Annotated in this window: 25 protein-coding genes; 17 read left to right on the top strand and 8 right to left on the bottom strand. The window is 32.9% G+C overall.

The features are described 5' to 3' along the window. The first annotated feature begins 89 nt into the window (after positions 1 to 89). Both NNL09_RS14340 and NNL09_RS14345 read left to right on the top strand, forming a co-directional pair. A complete protein-coding gene (locus NNL09_RS14340) occupies positions 90 to 539 on the top strand; it encodes a hypothetical protein (protein WP_025666070.1) in 450 nt (149 codons plus the stop codon). A 324-nt stretch (positions 540 to 863) separates the two neighbouring features. Next, positions 864 to 3,131: an aconitate hydratase gene (locus NNL09_RS14345; protein ID WP_196909637.1), complete on the top strand. Its 2,268-nt coding sequence runs from the start codon at positions 864 to 866 to the stop codon at positions 3,129 to 3,131. Between the two features lie 83 nt (positions 3,132 to 3,214). On the opposite strand, the gene NNL09_RS14350 is transcribed toward NNL09_RS14345, so the two are convergent. Further along, a complete protein-coding gene (locus NNL09_RS14350; protein ID WP_035096308.1) occupies positions 3,215 to 3,400 on the bottom strand; it encodes a hypothetical protein in 186 nt (61 codons plus the stop codon). A 209-nt stretch (positions 3,401 to 3,609) separates the two neighbouring features. Here NNL09_RS14350 and NNL09_RS14355 point away from each other — a divergent pair, with 209 nt between their 5' ends. From NNL09_RS14355 to NNL09_RS14415, 13 genes are all read left to right on the top strand, one after another. After that, positions 3,610 to 4,290: an NUDIX domain-containing protein gene (locus NNL09_RS14355; protein WP_196909638.1), complete on the top strand. Its 681-nt coding sequence runs from the start codon at positions 3,610 to 3,612 to the stop codon at positions 4,288 to 4,290. A gap of 126 nt (positions 4,291 to 4,416) precedes the next feature. After that, positions 4,417 to 5,238 carry a ribose-phosphate diphosphokinase gene (prs, locus tag NNL09_RS14360; protein WP_196909639.1) on the top strand — a complete coding sequence of 274 codons (822 nt, stop codon included), beginning with the start codon at positions 4,417 to 4,419 and terminating at the stop codon, positions 5,236 to 5,238. Positions 5,239 to 5,293: 55 nt separating this feature from the next. After that, positions 5,294 to 5,752, top strand: coding sequence for a nucleoside 2-deoxyribosyltransferase domain-containing protein (locus NNL09_RS14365; protein ID WP_196909640.1), 459 nt, complete (start codon positions 5,294 to 5,296; stop codon positions 5,750 to 5,752). Continuing rightward, positions 5,749 to 6,696, top strand: coding sequence for an ADP-ribosylglycohydrolase family protein (locus tag NNL09_RS14370; RefSeq protein ID WP_231389073.1), 948 nt, complete (start codon positions 5,749 to 5,751; stop codon positions 6,694 to 6,696). The genes NNL09_RS14365 and NNL09_RS14370 overlap by 4 nt, the downstream gene beginning before the upstream one ends. Before the next feature lie 75 nt (positions 6,697 to 6,771). Then, on the top strand, positions 6,772 to 7,407 hold the full coding sequence (locus NNL09_RS14375) for a DUF4291 domain-containing protein (protein ID WP_196909641.1): 636 nt from the start codon (positions 6,772 to 6,774) through the stop codon (positions 7,405 to 7,407). Next, the gene (locus NNL09_RS14380) at positions 7,404 to 7,880 is read left to right on the top strand and encodes a macro domain-containing protein (protein WP_196909642.1); all 477 of its coding nucleotides are present in this window, start codon (positions 7,404 to 7,406) and stop codon (positions 7,878 to 7,880) included. Before NNL09_RS14375 ends, NNL09_RS14380 begins: the two co-directional genes overlap by 4 nt. A gap of 3 nt (positions 7,881 to 7,883) precedes the next feature. Then, positions 7,884 to 8,429 (top strand): RNA 2'-phosphotransferase, encoded by a 546-nt coding sequence (locus NNL09_RS14385; protein ID WP_025666078.1) that lies wholly within the window; start codon positions 7,884 to 7,886, stop codon positions 8,427 to 8,429. Between the two features lie 65 nt (positions 8,430 to 8,494). Beyond that, entirely contained in the window at positions 8,495 to 9,043 is a 549-nt protein-coding gene (locus tag NNL09_RS14390; RefSeq protein WP_196909643.1) for a 2OG-Fe(II) oxygenase, read from the top strand. 33 nt (positions 9,044 to 9,076) lie between these two features. Continuing rightward, a complete protein-coding gene (locus NNL09_RS14395) occupies positions 9,077 to 9,808 on the top strand; it encodes a metallophosphoesterase (protein WP_196909644.1) in 732 nt (243 codons plus the stop codon). A gap of 181 nt (positions 9,809 to 9,989) precedes the next feature. Beyond that, positions 9,990 to 11,435, top strand: coding sequence for a nicotinate phosphoribosyltransferase (locus NNL09_RS14400; protein ID WP_196909645.1), 1,446 nt, complete (start codon positions 9,990 to 9,992; stop codon positions 11,433 to 11,435). Between the two features lie 134 nt (positions 11,436 to 11,569). Beyond that, entirely contained in the window at positions 11,570 to 12,238 is a 669-nt protein-coding gene (locus NNL09_RS14405) for a Crp/Fnr family transcriptional regulator (protein ID WP_024768743.1), read from the top strand. Between the two features lie 72 nt (positions 12,239 to 12,310). Then, positions 12,311 to 13,219 (top strand): anti-sigma factor domain-containing protein, encoded by a 909-nt coding sequence (locus tag NNL09_RS14410; RefSeq protein WP_025666082.1) that lies wholly within the window; start codon positions 12,311 to 12,313, stop codon positions 13,217 to 13,219. A 244-nt stretch (positions 13,220 to 13,463) separates the two neighbouring features. Beyond that, the gene (locus tag NNL09_RS14415) at positions 13,464 to 14,024 is read left to right on the top strand and encodes a TlpA disulfide reductase family protein (protein ID WP_196909646.1); all 561 of its coding nucleotides are present in this window, start codon (positions 13,464 to 13,466) and stop codon (positions 14,022 to 14,024) included. Between the two features lie 3 nt (positions 14,025 to 14,027). Here NNL09_RS14415 and NNL09_RS14420 read toward each other — a convergent pair whose 3' ends face one another. The 5 genes from NNL09_RS14420 to NNL09_RS14440 all read right to left on the bottom strand — a co-directional run bounded on the left by NNL09_RS14420 (position 14,028) and on the right by NNL09_RS14440 (position 18,564). Further along, the gene (locus NNL09_RS14420; RefSeq protein WP_196909647.1) at positions 14,028 to 14,477 is read right to left on the bottom strand and encodes a sterol desaturase family protein; all 450 of its coding nucleotides are present in this window, start codon (positions 14,475 to 14,477) and stop codon (positions 14,028 to 14,030) included. Between the two features lie 26 nt (positions 14,478 to 14,503). Next, positions 14,504 to 15,343 carry a squalene/phytoene synthase family protein gene (locus NNL09_RS14425; protein WP_196909648.1) on the bottom strand — a complete coding sequence of 280 codons (840 nt, stop codon included), beginning with the start codon at positions 15,341 to 15,343 and terminating at the stop codon, positions 14,504 to 14,506. Positions 15,344 to 15,373: 30 nt separating this feature from the next. Then, positions 15,374 to 16,870: an NAD(P)/FAD-dependent oxidoreductase gene (locus tag NNL09_RS14430; RefSeq protein ID WP_196909649.1), complete on the bottom strand. Its 1,497-nt coding sequence runs from the start codon at positions 16,868 to 16,870 to the stop codon at positions 15,374 to 15,376. A gap of 19 nt (positions 16,871 to 16,889) precedes the next feature. Beyond that, positions 16,890 to 17,786, bottom strand: coding sequence for a MerR family transcriptional regulator (locus NNL09_RS14435; RefSeq protein WP_196909650.1), 897 nt, complete (start codon positions 17,784 to 17,786; stop codon positions 16,890 to 16,892). 220 nt (positions 17,787 to 18,006) lie between these two features. After that, on the bottom strand, positions 18,007 to 18,564 hold the full coding sequence (locus tag NNL09_RS14440; protein ID WP_025666088.1) for an RNA polymerase sigma factor: 558 nt from the start codon (positions 18,562 to 18,564) through the stop codon (positions 18,007 to 18,009). A gap of 88 nt (positions 18,565 to 18,652) precedes the next feature. On the opposite strand from NNL09_RS14440, the gene NNL09_RS14445 reads away from it, so the two are divergent. After that, positions 18,653 to 19,819 (top strand): FecR domain-containing protein, encoded by a 1,167-nt coding sequence (locus tag NNL09_RS14445; RefSeq protein WP_196909651.1) that lies wholly within the window; start codon positions 18,653 to 18,655, stop codon positions 19,817 to 19,819. A 145-nt stretch (positions 19,820 to 19,964) separates the two neighbouring features. Further along, positions 19,965 to 23,144: a TonB-dependent receptor gene (locus NNL09_RS14450; protein ID WP_160170112.1), complete on the top strand. Its 3,180-nt coding sequence runs from the start codon at positions 19,965 to 19,967 to the stop codon at positions 23,142 to 23,144. An 86-nt stretch (positions 23,145 to 23,230) separates the two neighbouring features. On the opposite strand, the gene NNL09_RS26265 is transcribed toward NNL09_RS14450, so the two are convergent. Both NNL09_RS26265 and NNL09_RS14465 read right to left on the bottom strand, forming a co-directional pair. Then, positions 23,231 to 24,577 (bottom strand): M23/M56 family metallopeptidase, encoded by a 1,347-nt coding sequence (locus NNL09_RS26265; RefSeq protein ID WP_196909652.1) that lies wholly within the window; start codon positions 24,575 to 24,577, stop codon positions 23,231 to 23,233. Further along, positions 24,570 to 24,953, bottom strand: a complete 384-nt coding sequence (locus NNL09_RS14465) for a BlaI/MecI/CopY family transcriptional regulator (protein ID WP_025666092.1) — start codon at positions 24,951 to 24,953, stop codon at positions 24,570 to 24,572. Before NNL09_RS14465 ends, NNL09_RS26265 begins: the two co-directional genes overlap by 8 nt. Positions 24,954 to 25,254 lie beyond the last annotated feature (301 nt).

The raw sequence follows: 25,254 nt of genomic DNA on the forward strand, positions 1-25,254 counted from the left end.
ATCATTTTTCTTTATTACTATTAAACCTTTTTCATATTTAATGGTCATAGTATTGAACGTTCAACAGAGTATTGTTTAATATTAAAAAAATGAAAAAGAAACAGATGAAAAATAGTATAATATGTATCATGGCCCTATTTATGGGTACCATTGCGATATCAGCCCAACCTGAGGATAATCATAGGGATCGCAAGGCATTAAGAAAAGAATTTTATGAAAGCCTATCAGAAAGCCAGAAAAAGGAATTAGAAAATAAAAGAGAGCTTAGAAAAGAGCAAAGAAAGACGATGCATGCCAGTTTTACCAAAGAACAATTAGCAATTGTAAAAAATGAAGACCTTTCTAGAAAGGGAAAAAGAAAAGCCTTGAAGCTTACGCTTAGCGAGTCACAAAAAGAGATGCATAAAAATCATAAAACCATTATGAAAGATAAAAATGAAAAATTTAAGGCATCACTCTCAGAAGCTCAATTAGAACAGTATGAGCAATTAAGAAAAAGAAAACATAGAAAAGAAAGACATAGAAAAAGAAAAGAATAGTATTAAAATTAGAAGTTTTGAATCTATAAAAAGTGAAGTCATATGACTTCACTTTTTTATTTTATACCAGTTTTTACCTTTTTTTAGATTATTTTTTGAGAAATAACTATAACGTTTTCGTGAATTGAAGAAATGGCGAAGTATTTTCTTATCTTAATTTTTAGCGATATGGTAATTTTCGTAATTCTAATTTATGAATTTCAATAAATGAAGCCTCATATTTTTTTAAAAATGCAAAAAGAAGGGATTAAATGTATTCATTTAAGAAAATCCTTTAAAATTCGTATTTTCGCAGGACTTTTCAATACTAAAAAATAATTAGAGATGGCATTCGATATCAATATGATAAAAAAGGTATACAGTCAGGTAGCCGATCGTGTTAATGCAGCACGCGAAGTTACAGGTAAACCTTTAACCTTGGCAGAGAAAATTTTGTATTCACACTTGTGGGACGTAAAAACGAAAAAAGCGTTTACAAGAGGTAAAGATTATGTTGATTTTGCACCAGATCGTATTGCTTGTCAGGATGCAACAGCTCAAATGGCGTTATTGCAATTTATGCAAGCTGGTAAAAGTAAAGTGGCAGTACCAACAACAGTACATTGTGATCACTTGATCCAGGCGAAAGAAGGTGCAGCAACAGATTTAAAAAATGCTAATGATATTAGTAGTGAGGTGTTTAACTTCTTAGAATCGGTATCTGATAAATATGGAATTGGATTCTGGAAACCGGGAGCCGGTATTATTCACCAGGTAGTATTAGAAAACTATGCTTTTCCTGGAGGAATGATGATCGGAACAGATTCTCATACGGTAAATGCAGGTGGTTTAGGAATGGTTGCAATTGGTGTAGGTGGAGCAGATGCAGTAGATGTTATGGCAGGTATGGCCTGGGAATTAAAATTTCCTAAGTTAATTGGTGTAAAATTAACAGGTAAATTATCGGGCTGGACAGCACCTAAGGACGTAATTTTAAAAGTAGCAGAAATTCTTACTGTAAAAGGAGGAACTGGTGCTATAGTAGAATATTTTGGACCAGGGGCGACATCAATGTCGTGTACAGGAAAAGGGACTATTTGTAATATGGGTGCAGAAATTGGCGCTACAACATCTACCTTTGGTTATGATGAATCTATGGAGCGTTACTTAAGAGCAACAGAAAGAGCAGATGTAGCAGATGCAGCAAACGAAGTAAAAGAACACTTAACAGCAGATCCAGAGGTATATGCAAACCCAGAACAATATTTTGATCAGGTAATCGAAATTAATTTATCTGAATTAGGACCATTGTTAAACGGACCTTTTACCCCGGATTTATCAACAGCAGTTGGTAGTACAATGACAGAAAAAGCCAAAGCAAATGATTGGCCAATTCAAGTAGAATGGGGACTAATAGGATCTTGTACAAACTCTTCTTATGAAGACTTGTCTCGTGCTTCTTCAATCGCACAACAAGCGTTGGACAAGGGTTTAAAAATGAAAGCAGAATTAGGAATCAACCCAGGTTCTGAACAAGTAAGATATACAGCAGATAGAGATGGTATCCTTGGGATATTCGAAAAACTAGATGCAAAAATATTTACCAATGCTTGCGGACCTTGTATTGGACAATGGGCACGATATAACGATCCGAAAAACGCTCCGAAGAATAGTATCGTACACTCTTTTAATAGAAACTTTGCTAAGCGTGCAGATGGTAATCCTAATACACATGCTTTTGTTGCATCACCAGAATTAACTGCTGCGATTGCAGTTTCGGGACGACTAGATTTTAACCCGTTAACCGATAAGTTAATTAACGAAAACGGTGAAGAGGTAATGTTTGATGAGCCAACAGGATGGGAGTTACCACCAAAAGGGTTTGAAGTAAAAGATAATGGATATCTGGCTCCGGTTGAAGATGGTAGTAATGTAGAAGTTAAAGTAAGCCCAACTTCAGAAAGACTACAATTGTTAACACCATTTGTACCAATAGGTAATGAAATTAAAGGAGCTAAATTGCTTATAAAAGCATTTGGTAAATGTACTACAGATCATATTTCTATGGCAGGACCATGGTTACGTTATAGAGGTCATTTAGATAATATTTCTAATAACTGTTTGATTGGAGCTGTAAATGCATTTGGTAAAAAAACAAACTTTGTTAAAAATCAATTAACAGGAGAGTTTGGTGGTGTACCAGATACTGCAAGAGCATATAAAGCAGCAGGAGTACCTACTATTGTTGTAGGGGATCATAACTACGGAGAAGGATCATCAAGAGAACATGCTGCAATGGAGCCGCGTCATCTTGGAGTATGTGCAGTAATTGTAAAATCGTTTGCTCGTATCCACGAAACCAATCTTAAAAAACAAGGGATGCTTGGATTAACATTCGCTAATGAAAGTGATTATGATTTGATACAAGAAGATGATACTTTTAACTTTACAGATCTTGATCAATTTGCCTCAGGAAAACAATTAACATTAGAGATTGTTCATGCAGATGGATCTAAAGATACTGCGATGTTAAATCATACGTATAATGATTCTCAGATAGAATGGTTTAAAGAAGGTTCTGCATTAAACTTGATCAAAAAGCAAAATGCTTAAGACAATAATGTAAAAGAGCAATTAATATATAAAAACTCCCAAAGATTATCTTTGGGAGTTTTTTTGTTTGGATTAGAAATGAATTAGCGAGGAAAACAGTCTACACTAACCATAACACAAAATTTGTGTTGAGGAGGAAGCTGTTCGTATTGGCTACAGGTAACAACTATTGGACCGTTGTATGTATCACATGGATTACCACCACCATTAATTTTTTTTTGTTCTGTTCTGGATAATTTTTTTCCTAGGTTTAAAAGCGTGCTTTTCATAATTTTTTGTGTAATAATCCTGAACTTTATATAGCTCTCAGGATATGAGCTTATCTATAAAAATACTGCTTTTTTTGTATTCAATTAGTATAACTAGTATTATCATAATGCTAATTTGAAGAAATAAGTTGGTATTGAAATTCTACATCTCTTAAATATAAATTGATAAGTTTTTTTATTACAAAAGAGAAATATGTAAATTTGCGTATATGGTACGCCAAAATATAAAAGTTGCTGTTGATGCTGTAGTCTTTGGATATAAAGATAAGACACTTAATGTCTTGTTGATAAAAAGAAATATAGATCCTTTTAAAGATTCCTGGGCTTTGCCAGGAGGTTTGGTTTTGGAAAACGAAAGTTTAGAACAAGCTGTTGTTAGAGAACTTAAAGAAGAAACCAATGTAACTATAGATTATTTAGAACAATTGTATTCTTTTGGTAATCCTGGGAGAGACCCAAGAAACAGGGTAGTAAGTGTTACTTATTTTGCATTGGTTAAACCAGAACATCATGCAATTAAAGCAGATACCGATGCAAAAGATGTTGCCTGGTTTGATGTAACCGAACTTCCGGATTTGGCATTTGATCACATTAAAATTTTAGAAACTGCAAAAAAGAGGTTGCAGAATAAACTCACATACGAACCCGTAGGATTTGATCTGCTTGCTGATAAGTTTTTGTTTTCTGATCTCGAAAAGTTGTATATGACTATCCTTCAAAAGGTAATTGATCGTCGAAATTTTAGAAAAAAAATACTGAGTTTCGGGATCCTTGAAGAGTTAGATGAAAAAATTTCAGAAGGAAGAGGCCGGCCCGCAAACCTATTTAAATTTAATAAAAAACAATACTTCAAACTTAAAGAAGAAGGTTTTCTCTTCGATATCAAATAATAGTATCACAGTTTCAATACTATTGATCTTCAGAAAGATATATTTTATCAAAATAATGTAGTTTTTACGCAAAATATTTTGCAGTATCATATTTCTGTTATAAATTTGCGTAAAAATAACACAATTATGAAGTATTTACATTTGGATCCATCGTTTACACCTTTTGAAAAATCTATTGATTTTAAATCATTTGTTTTTAATGGAGGAGAACCACATATAAATATTTTAGACAAAAATATAGGGAACAGTATCACGATTACGCAACGAATCAATTCGTTTAATGATTTAGGATTGTTGTTGATCGCTACCGATGCGTTACGTAGAATGAATGTAAAGGAGATTAATGTGCTTATTCCATATTTTCCTGCTGCTAGGCAAGATAGAGTGATGGTTGCAGGAGAATCACTAAGCGTTAAAGTATATGCCGATAGTATTAATGCGCAACACTATAATCAAGTAACAATCTTTGATCCACATTCAGAAGTGACTCCAGCATTATTAGATCGTGTACATGTGATCCAGAATTACGAATTTGTCAAACAATGTTTAGCTATCATTAAAGAAGAAGTGATACTAATTTCTCCCGATGGAGGAGCGTTAAAAAAAATCTATAAAGTATCTGAGTTTCTAGGTGGAGTAGAAGTAGTAGAATGTTCTAAAAAAAGAGATGTAAAAACAGGAGCTTTATCTGGTTTTAGAGTGTATGAGGAGGATTTAAAAGGGAAGCATTGTGTAATTGTTGATGATATTTGTGATGGAGGAGGAACTTTTCTAGGACTGGCAAAAGCTTTAAAAGATAAAAACGCTGGAAAATTGAGTTTGGTGATTAGTCATGGTATTTTTAGTAAAGGGTATGAAGAATTAACAAAATCGTTTGATACTATTTTTACAACAAATTCATTTAGGGATGTAGATGAAGAAAAAGTAGTGCAAATTCCTGTTATTTAAGAATAAACCAGAATCTATTTTGTAGGTAATGAATACGATCCAAAAATAATAGAATATGAATCTAATAGTACCACCAATTATTCCGGAATTGAATAAAGACCTAAGTGTTTTTCTGGCAGGAAGCATTGAATCAGGTGTTGCCCAAAAATGGCAGGATAAGGTGGTAGAAGAGCTATTAGAAGAAAATATTACAATTTTAAATCCCAGAAGAGAAAGTTGGGATCATACATGGGAGCAGAAAATAACTGATCCGACATTTAAGGAGCAGGTACTTTGGGAGTTAGAAGCTTTAGAAAAAGCAGATATGATCGTTATGTATTTTGATACGCATACAAAATCACCTATAACACTATTAGAACTAGGATTATATGCGCGAAGTAATAAATTGGTAGTATGCTGTCCAGATGGATTTTGGAGAAAAGGAAATGTAGATATTGTCTGTGAACAGTATGGAGTACAAAAAGTGAACAGCTTAGAAGAATTGATTAATGAAGTAAAGAAAAAATTAAAATGAAGACTATAAAAGAACAAATAAAAGGAGGAATTTTTGGTGTTGCAGTTGGAGATGCATTAGGAGTGCCTGTCGAATTTAAGACCAGAACATTTTTACAAGAACATCCAGTTAAGGATTTTTTAGGATATTTATGTTGGAATCAACCTCCTGGTACTTGGTCAGACGATAGTTCATTAACCTTTTGTCTTATAGATAGTCTGCTTAGAGGTTATGATATAGAGGATATTGGTCAAACTTTTGTTAAATGGTATAAAGAAGGGTTTTGGGGAGCGCATTACGAAGTTTTTGATGTAGGAGGAACTACAAGTCATTCATTAGATAGAATTTTAAAAGGAGAATCAGCAAAGTATTCGGGAAACTTGTTTGTAGAAGATAATGGAAACGGCTCATTAATGAGAACTTTACCCATGGTTTATATATTAAAAGAAGAAGGATCTATAACAGAGAGATATAAAAAAATAAAAGAAGTGTCTTCTATAACTCATGCACATTTTAGATCTGTATTTGCATGTTTTATATATGTAGAGTATGGATTATTGTTACTAAAAGGACAAGACAAATTCGAAGCGTATGAGAATTGCAAACAGCCTATATTGGATTTTGCTCATGAGATGGATTTTAATCCTACAGAGATAAGTTTATTTAATAGAATATTACGATCAGATATTAGAGAATTTGAAGAAAAAGAAGTGGAAAGTAGCGGATATGTGCTACACTCTTTAGAAGCTGCTTTGTGGTGTTTTCTAAAATTGGATTCTTATGAAGAAGCCGTTTTAAAAGCGGTGAATCTAGGTGGAGATACAGATACTACAGCAGCAATTACAGGAGGATTAGCAGGCTTATATTATGGCTATAATGCCATACCAACAAAATGGAAAACCAGACTGGCAAGGTTTGAAGATATAGAAAATTTAACAGGACAATTTAATGAGAATTTAGTGTAGTAATGCGTCCATTCGAGTGTTTTGTTATGACTTAATGAAGAAGACAAGATGTATCGAGAATAAATTATAGAAATAATGAAATTACAACTTAAAAAATATAAAGAACAACAGAAAGAATGGCCCCAAAGCGGGTATCATATTATGGCACAATATGATAATGAGAAAATAATAGTGTATCAATCCTATAGACCCGAAATAGGGAATTTTGCAGTAAAAAATCAATTTTTCGGAGGAGCTTTTAGCTTAGACCGAATGACATGGATCAAACCTAATTTTTTATGGATGATGTATAGAAATGGTTGGGGAACAAAAGAAGGACAAGAAGTCGTATTAGCAGTACATATCAAAAAAGAAGCCTTTGAGAATTATGTGAAAAATGCTGTGTATTCTTCATTCAAACCAGAATTATATGAGTCGTATGAGGCCTGGCAGGAGGATGTTACAAATTCAAACGTGAGATTACAATGGGATCCCGATCATGATCCATATGGAGTGAAATTAGAAAGACGAGCCATTCAGATTGGATTAAGAAAGGAGTATATAAAAAGGTATGCTAAAGATGATATTTTGGAGATTGAAGATGTTTCTGATTTTGTTAGTGAGCAGTATGAATTTGTAAAAAATAAAGATTTAGAAAACCTGGTCACTCCTGCAGAAAAACCGCTGGTATTTAAGGATGAAAAACTGAATGCATATTTAAAGCTGAAATGAAAACAATAACATATTTACAAGGAGATGCGACTGTTCCTCAAGCAAAAGGAATTAAAATTATAGTACATATATGTAATGATTTAGGAGGTTGGGGAAAAGGTTTTGTGTTGGCGATTTCTAAAAAATGGAAAGAACCGGAGAAAGCGTACAGAAAGTGGTATCGTGATCGAGTAAATAATGATTTTGGACTAGGTGCAATTCAACTAATTCAGGTATCAGAAGAAACATATGTTGGCAATATGATTGGACAACAAGGAATAAAAATAAAGAAAAACGAAGTTCCGATTCGTTATGAAGCAGTTAAACAATGTTTAGAACAAATTGCAATTAAAGCAAAACAACTTAATGCAAGTATACACATGCCTAGAATTGGTTGCGGATTAGCAGGAGGAGAGTGGGTGATGATAGAACCCATTATTACAAATACACTATTAGAAAAACAAGTAGACGTCTATGTCTATGATTTTGAATGAAAAATGAAAACAAACAATAAACATATAAGTAAATTTTTAAGCCTTATTCTAAGGCATAACCCTGATAAAGTAGGGGTGCAACTTGATGAAAATGGTTGGACAGATGTACAGGAATTACTGCAGAAAGTAAAAAGACACCGACCAGAATTAGATATGGATGTATTAGAAGAAGTTGTAGCATCCTGTGATAAACAACGCTTTGCTTTTAATGAAGACCATACCAGGATTAGAGCCAATCAAGGCCACTCAATACAGGTAGATTTAGAATATCAACCCAAGCAACCGCCAGAATTCTTGTATCATGGTACTGTAGCCAAATTTATGAGTGCCATTAGAGAAAAAGGATTGCTAAAAATGAACAGGCATCATGTACATCTTAGTGAAGAAAGAGAAACAGCTATAAAAGTAGGATCCAGAAGAGGGAAACCTGTTATTCTAACGGTAAGATCAGGAGAAATGTATGCCAAGGGCATTGAGTTCTATCAATCGGATAATAAAGTATGGCTAACCGATATAGTGGCTCCAGAATATATTGAGTTTAAATCATAATGTATCCAGACCTCACAGGTTTTCAAAACCTGTGAGGTCTTAGTCAATTATAAAGAATCATCTAAATGAAAAGGAAAGAGTTACACCCAGAAATATTTCTTATTGAAAATTTTCTCTCTAAAGAAATGTGTGATCAATTTATTGAAAAAGGAGAACAGGTTTCATTTGAAGAGGCTAAAGTTAATATTGATGGCAAGCAGGTAATGGTAAAGGGTATTCGAAATAACCAACGTATTTTGTTTAAGGATGAAATACTTGGGAAAAAGATATGGTCAGAAATAGAACCTTTTGCAGTTGAAACTTTTGGAAATTACAGAGCGATTGGCCTTAATGAAATGTTTAGGATATATAAATATGAAGAAGGGCAACGTTTTAAAATGCATAGAGATGGTAGTTATCAACGAAGTGAAAATGAATGCAGTTTCTTCTCATTTTTGATATATCTTAACGATGATTTCGAAGGAGGGGAGACTTATTTTGAAGAAGGGATTACTGTTAATCCAAAACTTGGTGATGCTTTGGTATTTCACCATCCGTTGCGTCATGAGGGAAAACCAATATTGTCTGGAACAAAATATGTTTTAAGAACAGATATAATGTATAGATTACTATAAAAAGATATAGTAAAAATTGAGAAAAACCGTAAGATGAACAGGACCTTAGTAATCGGTGATATACATGGTGGATACAAGGCTTTACTTCAAGTTTTAAAGCGAGCAAATGTAACCTCAGAAGATACACTCATTTTTTTAGGAGATTATGTAGATGGATGGAGCGAATCGGCTAAGGTAATACAAGAACTTATACATCTTTCTGTATCCAATACATGTGTTTTTATACGAGGAAATCATGACCTGTGGTGCGGGTTATGGCTAGAAAAAGGAGCAACTAACCCCGTATGGTTGGCACATGGAGGAAAAGAAACAATCAGTAGTTATGTTCAATCGGGTTTACTTACCAAAGAAGCACATAAGGAGTTTTTTAATACACTGAAGGATTATTACTTGGATGAAGAGGGTAGACTTTTTGTACATGCAGGATTCACATCTATGCATGGAGTAGGAAAAGAGGAGTATGATTCTAATTATTATTGGGACCGAACGTTATGGGAATCAGCATTACTAGCAGATAAAGTTGGGAAAATGGTTTTAAAAGACGATCCACCAAAACGATTTAGTCATTATTCTGAGATTTATATAGGGCATACTCCTACTATTGAATACGGCAAAGATACACCCATAAAAGCTTATAACCTTTGGAATATGGATACAGGAGCAGGTTTCAAAGGAAAGCTAACCATTATGGATATCGATACCAAAGAATATTGGCAGAGCGATCTGCTTCCGTCCTTATATCCTAATGAACAAGGAAGAAACTAGTAGTCTATATTTCACTAGAAACAGTGTAGTTATTAGTTTTAATATTCTAGATTTTTGTACTGGCTATACCATGCAAATTAGCAGACTTTTTAAACAAGTAAAATAGAAAAAACACAAATAACTTTGGTGATAATTAAAAATAATTTATATTTGCGTATAAATAACGCAAAATAAAATAAAGATGAATCCATTACTATTAACAGACGGTTATAAATTAGGGCATAAAGAGCAATATCCAAACGGAACTACTTTTGTGTATTCTAACTGGACACCTAGAAAAAGTAGAATAGCAGGAATTGATAATGTGGTATTTTTTGGATTGCAGTATTTTATTAAAGAATATTTAATCAAACAATTTAATGAACACTTTTTTAATCTTCCCAAAGAAGAAGTGGTTGCAGAATATAAAAAATATGTAGATCATTATCTAGGTACAGATTATGATATTACACACATCGAAGAGTTACACGATTTAAGATATCTTCCTATTGAAATCAAAGCTTTACCAGAAGGGACAGAAGTTCCTATTCGAGTACCAATGTTTACAGTAATGAATACCAAACCAGAATTTTTCTGGCTTACCAATTATCTAGAAACCTTATTGTCTAATATTATCTGGCAACCTTGTACTTCTGCAACTATTGCAAAACAATATCAAAGCATTTTATCCTCTTTTGCATTAGAAACAGATCGTGATAATATAGCGTTTATTACCTGGCAAGGTCATGATTTCTCGATGCGAGGAATGTCGGGTACAGAATCTTCAATTCTTAGCGGTATGGGACATGCATTATCATTTTCTGGAAGTGATACATTACCTGTGGCAAAAGCTTTTGAAACATATTACAATGCAGATGTTACCAAAGAATTAGTTATCGGTAGCGTAAATGCTACAGAACATAGTGTGATGTGTGCAGGAAGTAAAGATGATGAAATAGGAACTTTTAGAAGGTTACTAGAAACATATCCTACAGGAATATTATCTGTAGTATCTGATACCTGGGATCTTTGGAAAGTGCTAACAGAATATTTACCTAAGCTGAAAAATGAAATTCTCGAAAGAGAAGGCAAACTTGTTATCCGACCAGATTCTGGCGATCCTGTAGATATTATTTGTGGTTGTGATCATAAGAATCCAATAGTTGCAAAAGGTGTTATAGAACTGCTTTGGGATGAATTTGGAGGAACTATAAATGATCAGGGGTACAAAGTGTTGAGTCCAAAGATTGGAGCTATCTACGGAGATAGTATTACTATCGAAAGAGCAACCCAGATTTGTGAAAAATTAAAAGCTAAAGGTTTTGCTTCTACCAATGTAGTTCTGGGAATAGGAAGTTTTACATATCAATATAATACCCGAGACACTTTTGGATTTGCAATGAAAGCTACTTATGTCGAAGTGCATGGCGAAGGAAGGGAAATATTTAAAGACCCAATAACAGATGATGGTACTAAAAAATCTGCAAAAGGACGTATTCAACTATATGAGGAACAAGGAAAAATAGGGTACAAAGATCAAGTTTCTGAAGAAGAAGAAAATCAAGGATTGTTAAAAACTGTTTTTAAAGATGGAGAATTACTAATAGAAGATAATTTGTCTACTATTCGTAAAAGAATTACTCAATAAATCAAGTTTATTATCATAAAATTCGCAAAACTCCTTAAAATTAAGCTTTTAAGGGGTTTCTGATACAATAATGTAAGGGATTTGAGTGTTTTACGACATAAGTAGATAAACTAACATCATAAAACATAATCATCATGAGTGCAATCTGGTTTTTTGAGGATTCAGATCTCTTTAAGGTATTATGCCCTCATAAGTTTAAAAGGTATAAGAAAGATCACGACTTTGATGCTTACCGAAAGAATGACTATATTTATTTTGAAGAAGATTCTGCAAACAAAGTATATCTTATAGAAAAAGGAAAAGTAAAAATTGGATACTATGCAGAAGATGGATACGAAGTAATAAAAGCGATTCTTACCCGGGGAGAAATTTTTGGAGAAAAAGCAATTCTTGGAGAAAATAAAAGAACAGAGTTTGCGCAATCTGTCGATAATACAACTTCTATTTGTCCTATTGGTGTAGAAACCATGCATGGACTCATGCGCGAGAATCAATCTTTTAGTCTTAGAATCTATAAATTTATTGGTATGCGTTTTAAACGCTTAGAAAGAAGACTACAGTTACTGCTTTTTAAAGATACCAAAACAAGATTGTTAGAGTTCTTAAATGAACTTAAAGAAGACTACGGGCATTGTTGCCCATATACAGGAGATATGGTAATAGAACATCCTTATACTCAAAAAGATATAGCTCATCTTATCGGTACATCGAGACCAACCTTAAACATTATTCTTAACGAATTAAAGGAATCTAACGTCATAGATTTTAATAGAAAAGAGATTCGATTAAAAAATGTTGCCTAATGTTAGGTGGCTAACATTTTAAAAACTTCAATGTCGCTAATTTTATGATCTAATAATCATAAAAAAAAAGCGATGTTTAAAAAAGCAATTATAGGTACTCTGATTATAGGATGTGTTTTTTCTTCCTGTAACAATGATGATGATTCTGGAAATGTACCTACAGAATCGAATTTAACTCTTAATCTTAGTGGATTAGAAGACCTAGGAAGCGATTACCTTTATGAAGGATGGATTATCGTTAATGAAGCTCCGGTTTCTACAGGAACATTTTCTGTAAATAGTGCGGGAGAATTATCTAGCACTTCTTTCATGGTAAATACAGAATCACTTAAGGCAGCGGCGGCTTTTGTATTAACAATAGAGCCTAATCCTGATCCAAACCCGGCACCATCGGATACAAAACTATTAAAAGGCGATTTTGGAACTGGTAATACAGCAACAGTAGGGTTAGGGCCTGTAGGAGAAGGAGACTTTTCAGCTTCGGCAGGAGGATTTTTCTTAAGAACCCCAACAGATGAGGCTTCAGGAACTGCTAATAATGGGAATGATCAATTTGGAGTATGGTTTGGTACTCCAGGGATGCCACCAGCAGCGAATTTAACTTTACCAGTTCTTGATGCAGGATGGAAATATGAAGGTTGGGTAGTAGCAGATGGAGTACCTCTTTCTACAGGAACATTTACAATGAATAATACTGCAGATGATAATGCAGGAGCCCTTAACGGGTTTAGTGAGACCGCTTCTAATGGCCCCCAATTACCAGGAGAAGACTTTTTTAGAAATGCTCCAGACGGAGTAACATTTCCATTAGATGTTAGAGGAAAAACGGTTGTGATTTCTGTAGAACCATTTCCAGATAATTCAACAGCACCATTTTTGTTGAAACCTTTGGTGGGTACAGCTGGTACAGATACCGCACCTACTAGTTATACCTTTGAGCTTAATAGTGCTTCATTTCCTTCGGGAAGTGTAACAAGATAATAGTTCATTGTTATTTTTTGTTAGTTTTAAAGCGCAATCTTTGATTGCGCTTTATTAATTTTAAGAGAAGCCAGTATTTTAAAAAAATGAAGTCTGTATCATAGCTTAGATGTAGAGCCATTTATTTATATAACTTTGTAAGGTGGCTCAGGATTTTGTTACTAACCAAAATATCTACGGCTATAGATAAAAAAAATCAAATGAATTCATGATATGAGTTCTGAAAAACAAAAGATTTAGATAGATGAAGTTTAATAAAAAGAACATCTCTAATGTGATTTTTGCAATCATATTAATTTTATTTTTTATTCCTAATACAAGAGGAATGATGCAAATATTTTTAACCAGAATCTTCTCTTTTAGTCCAGGGATAGTAAAAGTAGAAGAAAGAACACACGTAGCATCATATGATTGGAAATTACATGGAGTAAATACAGAATCTACTAATTTTAATACAGCCAAAGACAAAGTCGTTTTAATCAATTATTGGGCTACATGGTGCCCTCCTTGTATCGCAGAAATGCCTTCTTTGCAAAAATTATATAACGATTATAAAGATGAAGTGGTGTTTCTCTTTGTAACTACAGATGATGATCCAGAATTAAATAAATTTATGAAGAATAAAAACTATAGTTATCCAATCTATAGATCATTATCAGAACACCCAAAACCTTTTGTGAGTAAAACGATACCTGCAACATATTTGTTAGATAAAAAAGGAAACATCATTATTGATAAAGTTGGTGCAGCAGACTGGAACAGTACCAAAGTAAGAGAAACTATCGATAATCTATTAGCCGAATAGAATCTATTTTTTAAAATATTTAAAAGGAACCACTAACATACCAAAGCATTCTCCCTTTTCTTTTTTTATATTTTTATGATGCATTTTATGAGCTCTTCTTACTCCTTTGGCATACCAATTGCTCGTTTTTCTGAATAGTTTGAAACGCTGATGTATAAAAATGTCATGTACTACAAAATAAGCAATACCATAGGCTAGAATACCCAGGCCTATTGCTCTGCCTACCCAAAATGTCTGCGCATCGTGAAATAAAATGCAAGACATACTAACAATAGCATAGAATACAAAGAATAAATCATTGCGTTCCCACCAACTGTCATGATCTTTATGATGATGATCCTTATGTAGTGACCATAAAAAACCATGCATTACATATTTATGAGTAAACCATGCCATAAACTCCATGATAGAGAAGGCAGCAAGAAAAACTAATATTTGGATAAAAATTTTCACAACATAGGTTTTATACAAAAATACGGCTAAATTAAGTTTAATCGATAGTCGAAATAGGATTTTGCTAATAATCCAAATTTTTGATAATTCGACACTCGTATACGTGTGCTTTTTATTTCTAAAGAAGGAGTTTTTTTAAGCTTATTTAATAATTTTTTATAATAAACGAATGCAGTATATACTCCAAATTTTGCTTCAACAGGAAGCTTTAGGATACCTTGTAACGCTTTATTAAAATCTTCTTCTATTTCTTTAATAATTTTAAGCTTAGAATCTTCATCGAGCTCGTTTAAATTTAGATTCGGAAAATAGGTTCTATTAAGATCTTCAAAGTCTGCTTTTAGATCCCGTAAAAAATTAACCTTCTGAAAAGCAGAACCCAAATGCATTGCACTTTCTTTTAAAGTAGCATACTTTTCAGGATTTCCATTCACAAAAACCTTCAAACACATTAACCCAACCACATCTGCCGATCCATAAATATAATCTTTGTATTCTTGATCTGTTAAATATTTGGTTTTATGTAAATCTAGTCGCATACTTTTCATGAATGCTTCATATAGCTCTGGATTAATGTTATATTGATGAACCGTCTTTTGAAAAGAATTAAGAATAGGATTTAAGCTAATCCTATTTTTGATTGCCTTGTACATTTCTTCTTCAAAATCATTAAATAATTTCTCTTTATCATACTCGTGAAATGTATCTACAATTTCATCCGCAAATCTCACAAAACCATAAATATTGTATATATCCTGCCGTATAGAGCCTGATAACATTTTTGAAGCAAGCGAAAATGATGTACTATACGAATTCGTAACAATTTTGCTACAACTTTGCGATACAGTATCAAAAATAGACTTCATAGAATAGAGTTTAAGGTTTAATTGAGTTTGTTATATTGGTATACTATGTTTTAACTTTTTATCATACTGGTAATGATTCTGAATTAATCCTGCAACCAGTTTTCCTGAAATCAAAGATGGGGGTACACCCGGACCAGGAACAGTAAGTTGCCCAGTAAAAAATAGATCTTGTACTTTTTTACTTTTTAACTTAGGTCTAAGGAAAGCAGTTTGCAAAAGTGTATTAGCCATCCCGTAGGCATTTCCTTTGTAAGAATTATATTCTTTTATAAAGTCTTTAATACAAAAGGACTCTTTAAAGATAATGTTATTTCGAACATTTTGATTTGTAAGTGCTTCAAAACGAGTTATGATTTTATCAAAATACCGTTCTCTTAATTCGTTGGTATCTTCTATTCCAGGAGCCAATGGGATAAGGAAAAATCCATTTTCTTTACCTTCGGGAGCAGATTTTGGATCTGTTAAAGAAGTAAAATTAGCATAAAACAAAGGATCTTCAGTCCATTTAGGAGTATCATAAATATCTTTGGTATGTTGTTCAAAATCGGTATCAAAAAATAAATTGTGATGGTTAATATTTTGTAATTTTTTATCAAACCCCACATAAAAGAGCAAAGAAGAAGGAGCAAAAGTTTTGCGCTCCCAATATTTTTCAGAATATTGTCGATACTCTGGTGGCAGTAATGTTTCTCCGTGATGATAATCTGCTCCACATAATACAATATCGGCATCTATTTTTTCGGCATTTACAATAATACCTTTAGCGCAACTGTTTTTGATTACTATTTTTTCGACAGATGCATTGGTATGAATGGTTACGCCTAGTGATCTGGCCAATTCTTCAATCCCTTCTATAACACTATACATTCCACCTCTGGGATGCCAGGTTCCCAGTCCAAAATCAGCATAGTTCATAAAACTATAAAAAGCTGGAGTATCACTGGGTTTGGCACCTAAGAACAGTACAGGGAACTCTAGAATTTGGATTAACTTTTTACTTTTAAAATCTTTACGAATCTCTTTAGAAATGGTACTAAAAAATTGACCTACTCTTAAAATTGTTTCTTTTGTAACAAGTTCTAATAAAGAAATTCCTGGTCGATACACCAAATCTTTAATTGCAATCTCATAATTATTCTGTGCAGTTTTGATGAATTTTTGTAGTTTAATCGAACTTCCTTTTTCTTCAGCTTCAAAGGTTTCGTATATTTTTTCTAAAGAACCACCAATCGCAATGCTTTCATTGTTTTTAAAAAAAACTTTATAGGCAGGGTGTAATTTATCTAGTGTATAATAATCAGAGGCAGACTTATCAAAATCTCTAAAAAAACGTTCAAATACATCAGGCATCCAATACCAGGAGGGGCCAGTATCGAATGTAAACCCTCCTTTTTTTAATTGCCCGGCTCTACCACCAATCGTTGCATTTTTTTCAAAAATAGTTACATCATATCCTAATTTAGCCAGATAGCACGATGCAGAAAGCGATGAAAACCCAGAACCGATGATTACTATCTTTTTAGACATAACTGAAATAATTATAAAATTAAAGCTCAGAAATTAATGAGCTAATCGATTCAAAATAACGATGGTTATGCCCAGTATGGTTAGAAATATGCATGATTTGTTTGCCTAACATCCATAGCTCATTGACTCTATTGGCGCATACAATTGTATTAAAATCTTCAAGGTATTTTCTGATATTGTCTTTTTCTGGTCTAATAGTAAAATAGGATATAAACACAACATCATCATGAAAAGAAAGCATATTTGGTAAACTATCTAAAGGAATGCTCGGACCCAGATAAATAGCCTTATACCCATGCAATAGTATTTCGTAATTAATATATAATAAGCCTAATTCATGTATTTCATTTTCTGGAAGAAACAAAATAAAAGCCCTATCAGTTTTGGTAGGTTTAGAATATTGAAGCTTTTCAATATTTAGTAATAGCTTTTGCTTTATTAAATTAGAAACAAAATGCTCATGTGCAGGACTAATGGTATCTGTCTGCCATAATAATCCTATTTCTTTTAATAAAGGAATAAAAATATCAACAAAAATTTCTTTAAAATTTCTTTTGCTTTCTAGTTGAGAATATGTCTCTAAAAATAACTCGAGATCATAATTTAACATTGCAATTTTAAAGGAGTTTATAGCCTGATTTTTAACGCTATTGTCAGATACAATACTCCTTACATATTCATTAATTTCTTCTGTATCTAATTTAGAAATCCTGGATATCTTGTACCCACTGTTTACCAAATAAGTAACATTAAGCAGCTTTTGAAGGTTTTTTAAATTGTATGTCCTTATGTTAGTATTAGTACGATCTGGAGAAAGTAAATTGTATCTTTTTTCCCATATTCTTATAGTGTGTGCTTTTACACCACAAAGATTCTCTAAATCTTTAATACTGAATGTTTGTTTAATGTTGTTCACTTTTTTTATAAAATTGTTAAACAAAACTAAGAAAAAGAAAATACTTTTTTTTTCAAAAATTGTTAAAATAGTATCTTTTTGTGTTAAAAAATGAACAGTTTTTAGCAATTTGTTAATAATAACCAGAAGTTAACAGTGTTGTATTAAGATAGTTTGCAGTACTATAATGTATAGTAAACCTTAGAGATACTACTCCACTGTATATTCTACAATAGAAGGTTTAGAAGAAGAAAATAGAAACATTAGTTTTTAAGAAACGTAAAGCCTTGCTAATATGAATTTCGACAGTTTTAGTAGAGATACCTAAAATATCAGCTATTTCCTTGTGCTTTTTTTGTTCTAAACGACTTAGTTTAAATACTTCTCTGCATTTTTTAGGAAGCTGTTCGATAGCTTTTTCTAGTTTTAACCAATCAGAGTCTAATTGGTTTTCTTCTTCACTGCTATACATCTCAAATATGGCTTCCCATCTTAGAGAATCTAAAGCATCGTATTCTTTTTTTTGTTGCCGTAAATGCATTAGAAATTCATTATGACAAGCTCTGAAAAGGTAATTCTTTAAGGATGTGGTTATTCGTATGGTTGATTTTTTTTCCCAAAGTCTAAGCAAAACATTTTGTACTAGATCCTCGGATAATGACGAATTATTAGAAAGTTTATAAACGTAATTATACAACCAGGAATAATATTGATTAAATATTATTTTGTAGCTGTCTTGATTTCCGTCTGTAAGCCCCTGAATCAGTAATTTTTCTATGTTTTGACTATCTTTTTTCATTATAAAAATCACGGACTAAATTAAAAAAAATAAAATAAAGTAGGGGATTTATGGTTTTTCTGCATCTTTTAAATAGAAAAAATGAAGAATGGATAATTATTTAACAGTAATTAAAAAATACCTGGAAGGAGATATTTCGCCATCAGATAGAGAAGCATTGCAACAATGGCTGGCCCAAGACCCTGAGCATGAAATCCTTTTTAAGCAAGAAATAAAGAATTGGTATGCGACAAACGAAGAGCTACCAGCAGATCCTAATTTTGCGTATGATCGTTTCTTACATGCTATTGATAAAAAAGAAACGAAGGTAATTAAACCAAAATCATGGTCTGGGATAGTAAAATACGCAGCAGTTTTGGGAGGAGTACTTCTTGGAGGGTATTATTATACTACCCAGAATGTTTCTACCGTTACAACAAGCCTCGATGTTGTCGAAGCTAATTCTTTACCTGTAGATAAAATTAAAATTGTTCAGGCAGATGGTACAGTCACGTATACTGATTTTAATGATAAAGCAGATATAATAAATGCAAGTGGTAATTTGATTGGTAAAAAAAATCAGGATCAATTTATTGTCCAGCCAGAGAGCGAGGTAACCGAAACCAGGTATATTGAAATCTCTATCCCCAAAGGAAAATTGTTTCAACTCACATTATCCGACGGAACCAAAGTATGGTTAAATGCGGCTAGTAGTCTAAAATTCCCACAACATTTTACGTCTACAAAAGAAAACAGAATAGTATATCTAAAAGGAGAAGCTTTTTTTGATGTTACCAAAAATAAAGCACAACCGTTTATCGTAAAAACAGAAACTATAGATGTAGAAGTTTTGGGAACCCAGTTTAATGTATCGTCTTATACCGAAGATGCTACGGTAAAAACAACTTTGGTAGAAGGTGCTGTGGTTGTTAATGATCAAAATGAGAAAACAAACTCATTACAGCTAGTACCTAATGATCAGGCAATTTTTAGTAAGGATAAAAAAGTTATGCATAAACAAAAGGTAAATACATCATTATATACTTCCTGGATGGATAAAAAGATTATACTGCAAAACGAATCTTTTATAGACGCATTTAAAAGGATAGAGCGCAGCTATGATGTCTCGATAACAAGCCATAACAACAAATTAAACAATACACGTTTTACAGGAGAATTTGATGTAGAAAATATCGAAGAAATCCTGAAAACATTTTCAGAAACTTTAAAATTTACATATGAAATAAAAGGTAAGGATATTACAATCAATCCGTAAAAAAAAGGAAGTGCTGCTACACTTCCCTTACTGATTCGATTATTATTTAACTGAGTACTTAACAATCAAACTTTTCAAAAATATGAAAAAAATGGGTAATCGTACGCTATTTTCACACCTAGCGTGCCAATCAATTGTATTAAAAATGAAACTCACACTGGTTCTGTTTAGTTTTTCCATCTTTCAGATGATGGCAACTTCTGGCTTTTCACAAGGCAAAATAGAACTTGATTTCGAGGAAACACCATTATTAGAGGTCCTCGAAGAAATTAAAAGTCAAACATCATATAAGTTTTTTTACATTAATGATGAGGTAAATTTAAATCAAAGGGCTACAATCCAAGTCAATAAAGAAACTCTGGATAAAGTTCTGGAACTTTTGTTTGACAATACAGATATCTCATATTCTATTATCGGAAAACAAGTAATACTGAAAAAAACTCATCTACTCAATGAGCAGATAAAACTACAACGCGAAATTAAGGGAAATGTCAAAGATTCTAATGGCAATCCATTACCAGGAGCAAATGTATTGGTAAAAGGAACTACAGTTGGAGCCCAAACAGATTTTGATGGTAATTTTGCAATTAATGTATCAGGAGAAAACAATACTTTGATTGTTTCTTATATTGGTTTTGAAACTACAGAAGTAGATGTAACAGCTAAAGATTTTATAGAGATCGTATTAAAAGATGCTGCTGCACAATTAGATGATGTAATTCTTGTAGGATCGAGAAATCCTAGTCGTACTGCTACAGAGACCGCTGTACCAATCGATGTTATCGATATTACTCAAATGGCTACTCAAGGACCACAGACTTCAATTAATGAAATTTTAAATTATGCAGCTCCTTCATTTACTTCGCAGACCCAAACTGTCTCTGATGGGACAGATCATATTGATCCGGCTTCTTTACGTGGTTTAGGACCTGATCAGGTTTTGGTATTAATTAACGGAAAAAGAAGGCATAATACTTCATTGGTTAATGTAAATGGTACAGTAGGAGCAGGTAGTGTAGGTACAGATATGAATGCGATACCTACTGCTGCTATTCAAAGAATCGAAGTCTTACGAGATGGAGCCGCAGCTCAATATGGTTCTGATGCGATTGCCGGCGTAATTAATATTGTACTGAAAAAAGCAACCGGAAAATTAGATGTAACTCTTACCACCGGAGCTAATTTTAGTGAAAATTCTAATCAGTTTGATGGAGGTAGTGATGGAGAGAAAGTAAAACTGGAAGCAAATTACGGATTGGCTTTAGGAGAAAACGGAGGATTCATCAATTTTACAGGATCACTTTCTACCAGAGAACCTGCATTACGTAATCGGGATTATCAAGGAGATATTTTTAAAGGATTTCATGGTGCAGAACGTGTTTTTGCAGCAGGAGGAGGAAATGTTGCAGAAATGACGTTGGCAGATTATCAAACCGCTGCTCAAGGAATCTCATACCTGGATCAGAGTGTTAAGGATCAGATTGCTGCTTTAGATGTAAATAATCCTGCAGATGTAGATACCTTCAGAGGATTATTGGATATCGATGTCGATGAGGCAGAATTAGCAGCTCGTGGATTAACACGTTCAGATTTTAGATTTAAAGTAGGTACAGCTAAATTAAGAGAAGGGAAATTCTTCGCCAATATGTCTATCCCGCTAAGTGATGATACCGAAATTTATAGTTTTGGTGGGATTAGTTACCGACAAGGATTGGCATCTGGATTTTACAGAAGACCAGCACAAGGAGATGGTAGGGCTAATACACCAGCATTTCCTAATGGATTTTTACCTAATATAGGAACAGATATTGTTGACAAATCTATCGCTCTGGGAATCAAAGGTAAGATTAAGGATTGGAGTGTAGATTTCTCGAATACATATGGGATTAATACTTTTGATATTACTGTTGGTAATTCTAGTAATGGAACTTTGGGTGTTGCAACACCCAGAACCTTTGATGCAGGAGCATTAAGTTTTATGCAGAATACAACTAATCTGGATATTAGTAAGTTTCATGAAGATATTTTTGAAGGATTTAATGTCGCAATGGGAGCAGAATACAAAGTAGAAAACTATTCGATTACAGCAGGAGAAGAAGCTTCATATACCAGCTATGATATTAACGGAAACCCCGTAACCAGTACTACTCCCGATGATCAATTAGTTCGAAATAATTTCACGGGAGCTGTACTTGGTGGCGGTTCACAAGTGTTTAGAGGATATGACCCGAATAACGAAACCGATAAATATAGAAATAGTATTGCAGGCTATATTGATCTCGAAGTTGATTTTACAAAGCAATGGTTGGTTAGTTTAGCGGGAAGATATGAGAATTACTCTGATTTTGGAGATACATTTAACTATAAGCTAGCCACCCGATACAAGATATCCGATAATTTTTCGGTTCGAGGAGCCAATAGTACAGGATTTAGAGCGCCATCATTGCATCAGCAATTTTTTAGTAGAACCAGTACAGTATTTGTAGATAATCAACCTTTTGAACAAGGTACATTTACCAATGATAGTAGGGCAGCAACTTTAATTGGTATTGCAAAATTAAAAGAAGAGACCTCAGATAGTTATAGTATTGGACTTACAGCAAAAATCCAGAATTTTACCATTACTGCAGATGCCTATCTAATTAATATAGATGATAGGATTGTATATAGTGGTAGTTTTGGAAATGGAGGAGATGCAGAGCTTACCCAGATATTTGAAGATGCAGGAGCTACCAGCGCACGTTTCTTTGTGAATGCAATTGATACCAAATCTCAAGGTATAGATGTTGTGGTTTCTCACAAAGCTAATTTTGGCGAAAATGCAACACTGAAAAATGATCTGTCAGCAACCTTTGCCGAAACCGAAGTAGAGGAGATTAGAGTCCCTGCTAGAATTGCTAATGCGGGTCAGGGAGGAAACTTTTTTGATGCGCAGGAAGAAGCTTTTTTAACGTTGGCACAGCCCAGAACAAAGGTAAGCCTTACCAATGCATTATCTATCGGAAGATATAATGTGTTATTAAGAAACGTATTCTTTGGAGAAGTAACCGACCCAGATGATTTTAACGGAGATCCAAGAGTCGAAGGAACTGTGGTTAGTGATGATGCTATTTATGGAGGGAAAATCGTAACCGATCTTTCTGTTTCTGCAAAGATTTTTGAAAACCTTAATGTCACCATAGGAGCCAATAATTTGTTAGATGTATATCCCGATGAAAATAGAGCAGGAGGAACTGCCGGGGACCAGTTTGTGTACTCTCGAAGAACATCACAATTTGGATATTCCGGAAGGTTCTTATTTGCAAGAATTAATTTTAGCCTATAGTTGAGTTTGTATTATTAGTTTAGTACAATAATAGACAGGGGTACATGTATCCCTGTCTATCTTTTAAACAATCTAATTATGGTACCTTATTTTTTAAAGTAATCCATAGGGTTTACTCTTTCTTTGTTTAATCGTACTTCATAATGAAGATGGAATCCTGTTGATTTACCAGTACTTCCTACATACCCAATGATCTGCCCTTTTTTAACTTTTTCACCATTTTTAATATTGAAACCTTGTAAGTGCGCATACCAGGTTTCGTAACCATCTGCATGAGATATTACTATTAAATTACCCCAATCATCTTCTGAAGAAGCATTTGCAATCATGCCGTCTGCTGTTGCTAAAACGGGAACACCTTCTTTTGCTCTAATGTCAATACCTCCGTGAACTATTTTTTTCTTATCAATAGGATGTGTAAAACTTTTGCCAAAAGATGCTGTGATGTCTTTAGTAGAACCATTTTTTACAGGAAAAATGGAAGGAGGTTTTTTTGTGTCTATTTCAGTATTTATGGATTGTACAATAGTATAATCAAATTCATCTTCTGGCTCATGTATAGGTTTTGTAAAAGCCATTAGAAGAAAAAGAAGAACAGGAATTAGTACTGTATATCGTATAATGTTTGTTTTAGTAGAATGGTTTTTTGTGATCATGTCTATTCGTTTTTTGATAATTGATTGATTGAAATAACTATATAATTTGATAGATTGCTTTGCTGTTATGTTTTTAAATAAGAGTTCTAAGTAATATGATTTTTTAATTTGTGTATTGATTACAGTCTGATCTGCTTGAAATTCGTGGACAGCTATAATTGATTTTTTGAAAAAATATACAAAAGGATTAAACCAGTGTAAAGCGATATAAATTTCAGTGAGAATTAAATCTATAGTATGTAGAGATTTACTATGAACTTTTTCATGATCAATGATAGGTTGTTCATAATCATTTATTTTGCTCTCCGGAATAAAAATCCAATTAAAAAAAGAAAATATTGCGGGTACATCTGCAATGATAAAATGATAACCTTCTTTGATATAGGTTTTAGATTTTCTCTTTATTGTATATAATCGTGTTATAGGAGCCAACAATCGAATTGTACATATTACAAAGCCAATACAGTAAAGTATCAATATATATTCAATGATATTCATGTTGCTCCGGGGAGCTATGATTTTGTCTTTATGATTCGTTGCCGTGAGATGATCAATTGATATGAATTCATCAAATCCAGAAATATTAATAGGATCTTTTTTAAACGGTAACTCTACTTCACTCAAAACTGGAAGAATTAATGAAAGAGGTATTAAAATTAATAGTATAACCCTATTAACTTTATGAAAAGTTAGTTTCCGTAAAAACAAATAAAACACAATGTATAAAACCGAAAAACAGAAGCTTACTTCTAGTAGGTATATTAAGTAATTATTCATTTTCTTTTTTTAGTTTGTCTATTTTTTCTTCAATTAATGTCTTCATTTTTTCTAGTTCAGATAAGTTTAAATCTTCATCATTAGCAAAATGAAGTGCAAATTTGCTTATAGAGCCACTAAAAAAGTTACCAACTACGTGCTTAAAATGATTCTTAAAATATACCTCTTTCGACACCAAAGGGAAATATTCACGAACTCTGCCATATGAATTATAGTTTATAAATTTTTTTGTAACCAAAGTTCTTATAACTGTTGATATCGTTGTGTAGGCTGGTTTAGGTTCAGGAAACGCATCAACTATATCTTTTAGGAATGCTTTTTCCAGTTTCCAGAGGTATTGCATTATTTGCTCTTCTGCTTTTGTTAAATCTCTCATATAGCAAATGTAACTATAATTTTAGTAATATTACTATAAATATAGTTTTATTACTATTTTTATAGTAATAAAACTGTGAGAACTGCATGTAATAAGGAAAAGAATTAGGAGTTATAGGATACTTAGAATACTTGTTACACTAATTAGTAAGATAGAAACTCGTAATTATCAGAAATCAATTGGTGTATTTCTGAAAAAACATAACAATTAGAATGTACCAGAAGATTCTTATTTACAAGGATTGATTTTAGCGTATAGTTGAGTTTGTATTGTGTAAAAATCTATTTGCCCTTGTTTGTTT

Origin of the sequence: Aquimarina sp. EL_43, from assembly GCF_943422735.1 — a bacterium.
Taxonomy (GTDB): domain Bacteria; phylum Bacteroidota; class Bacteroidia; order Flavobacteriales; family Flavobacteriaceae; genus Aquimarina; species Aquimarina megaterium.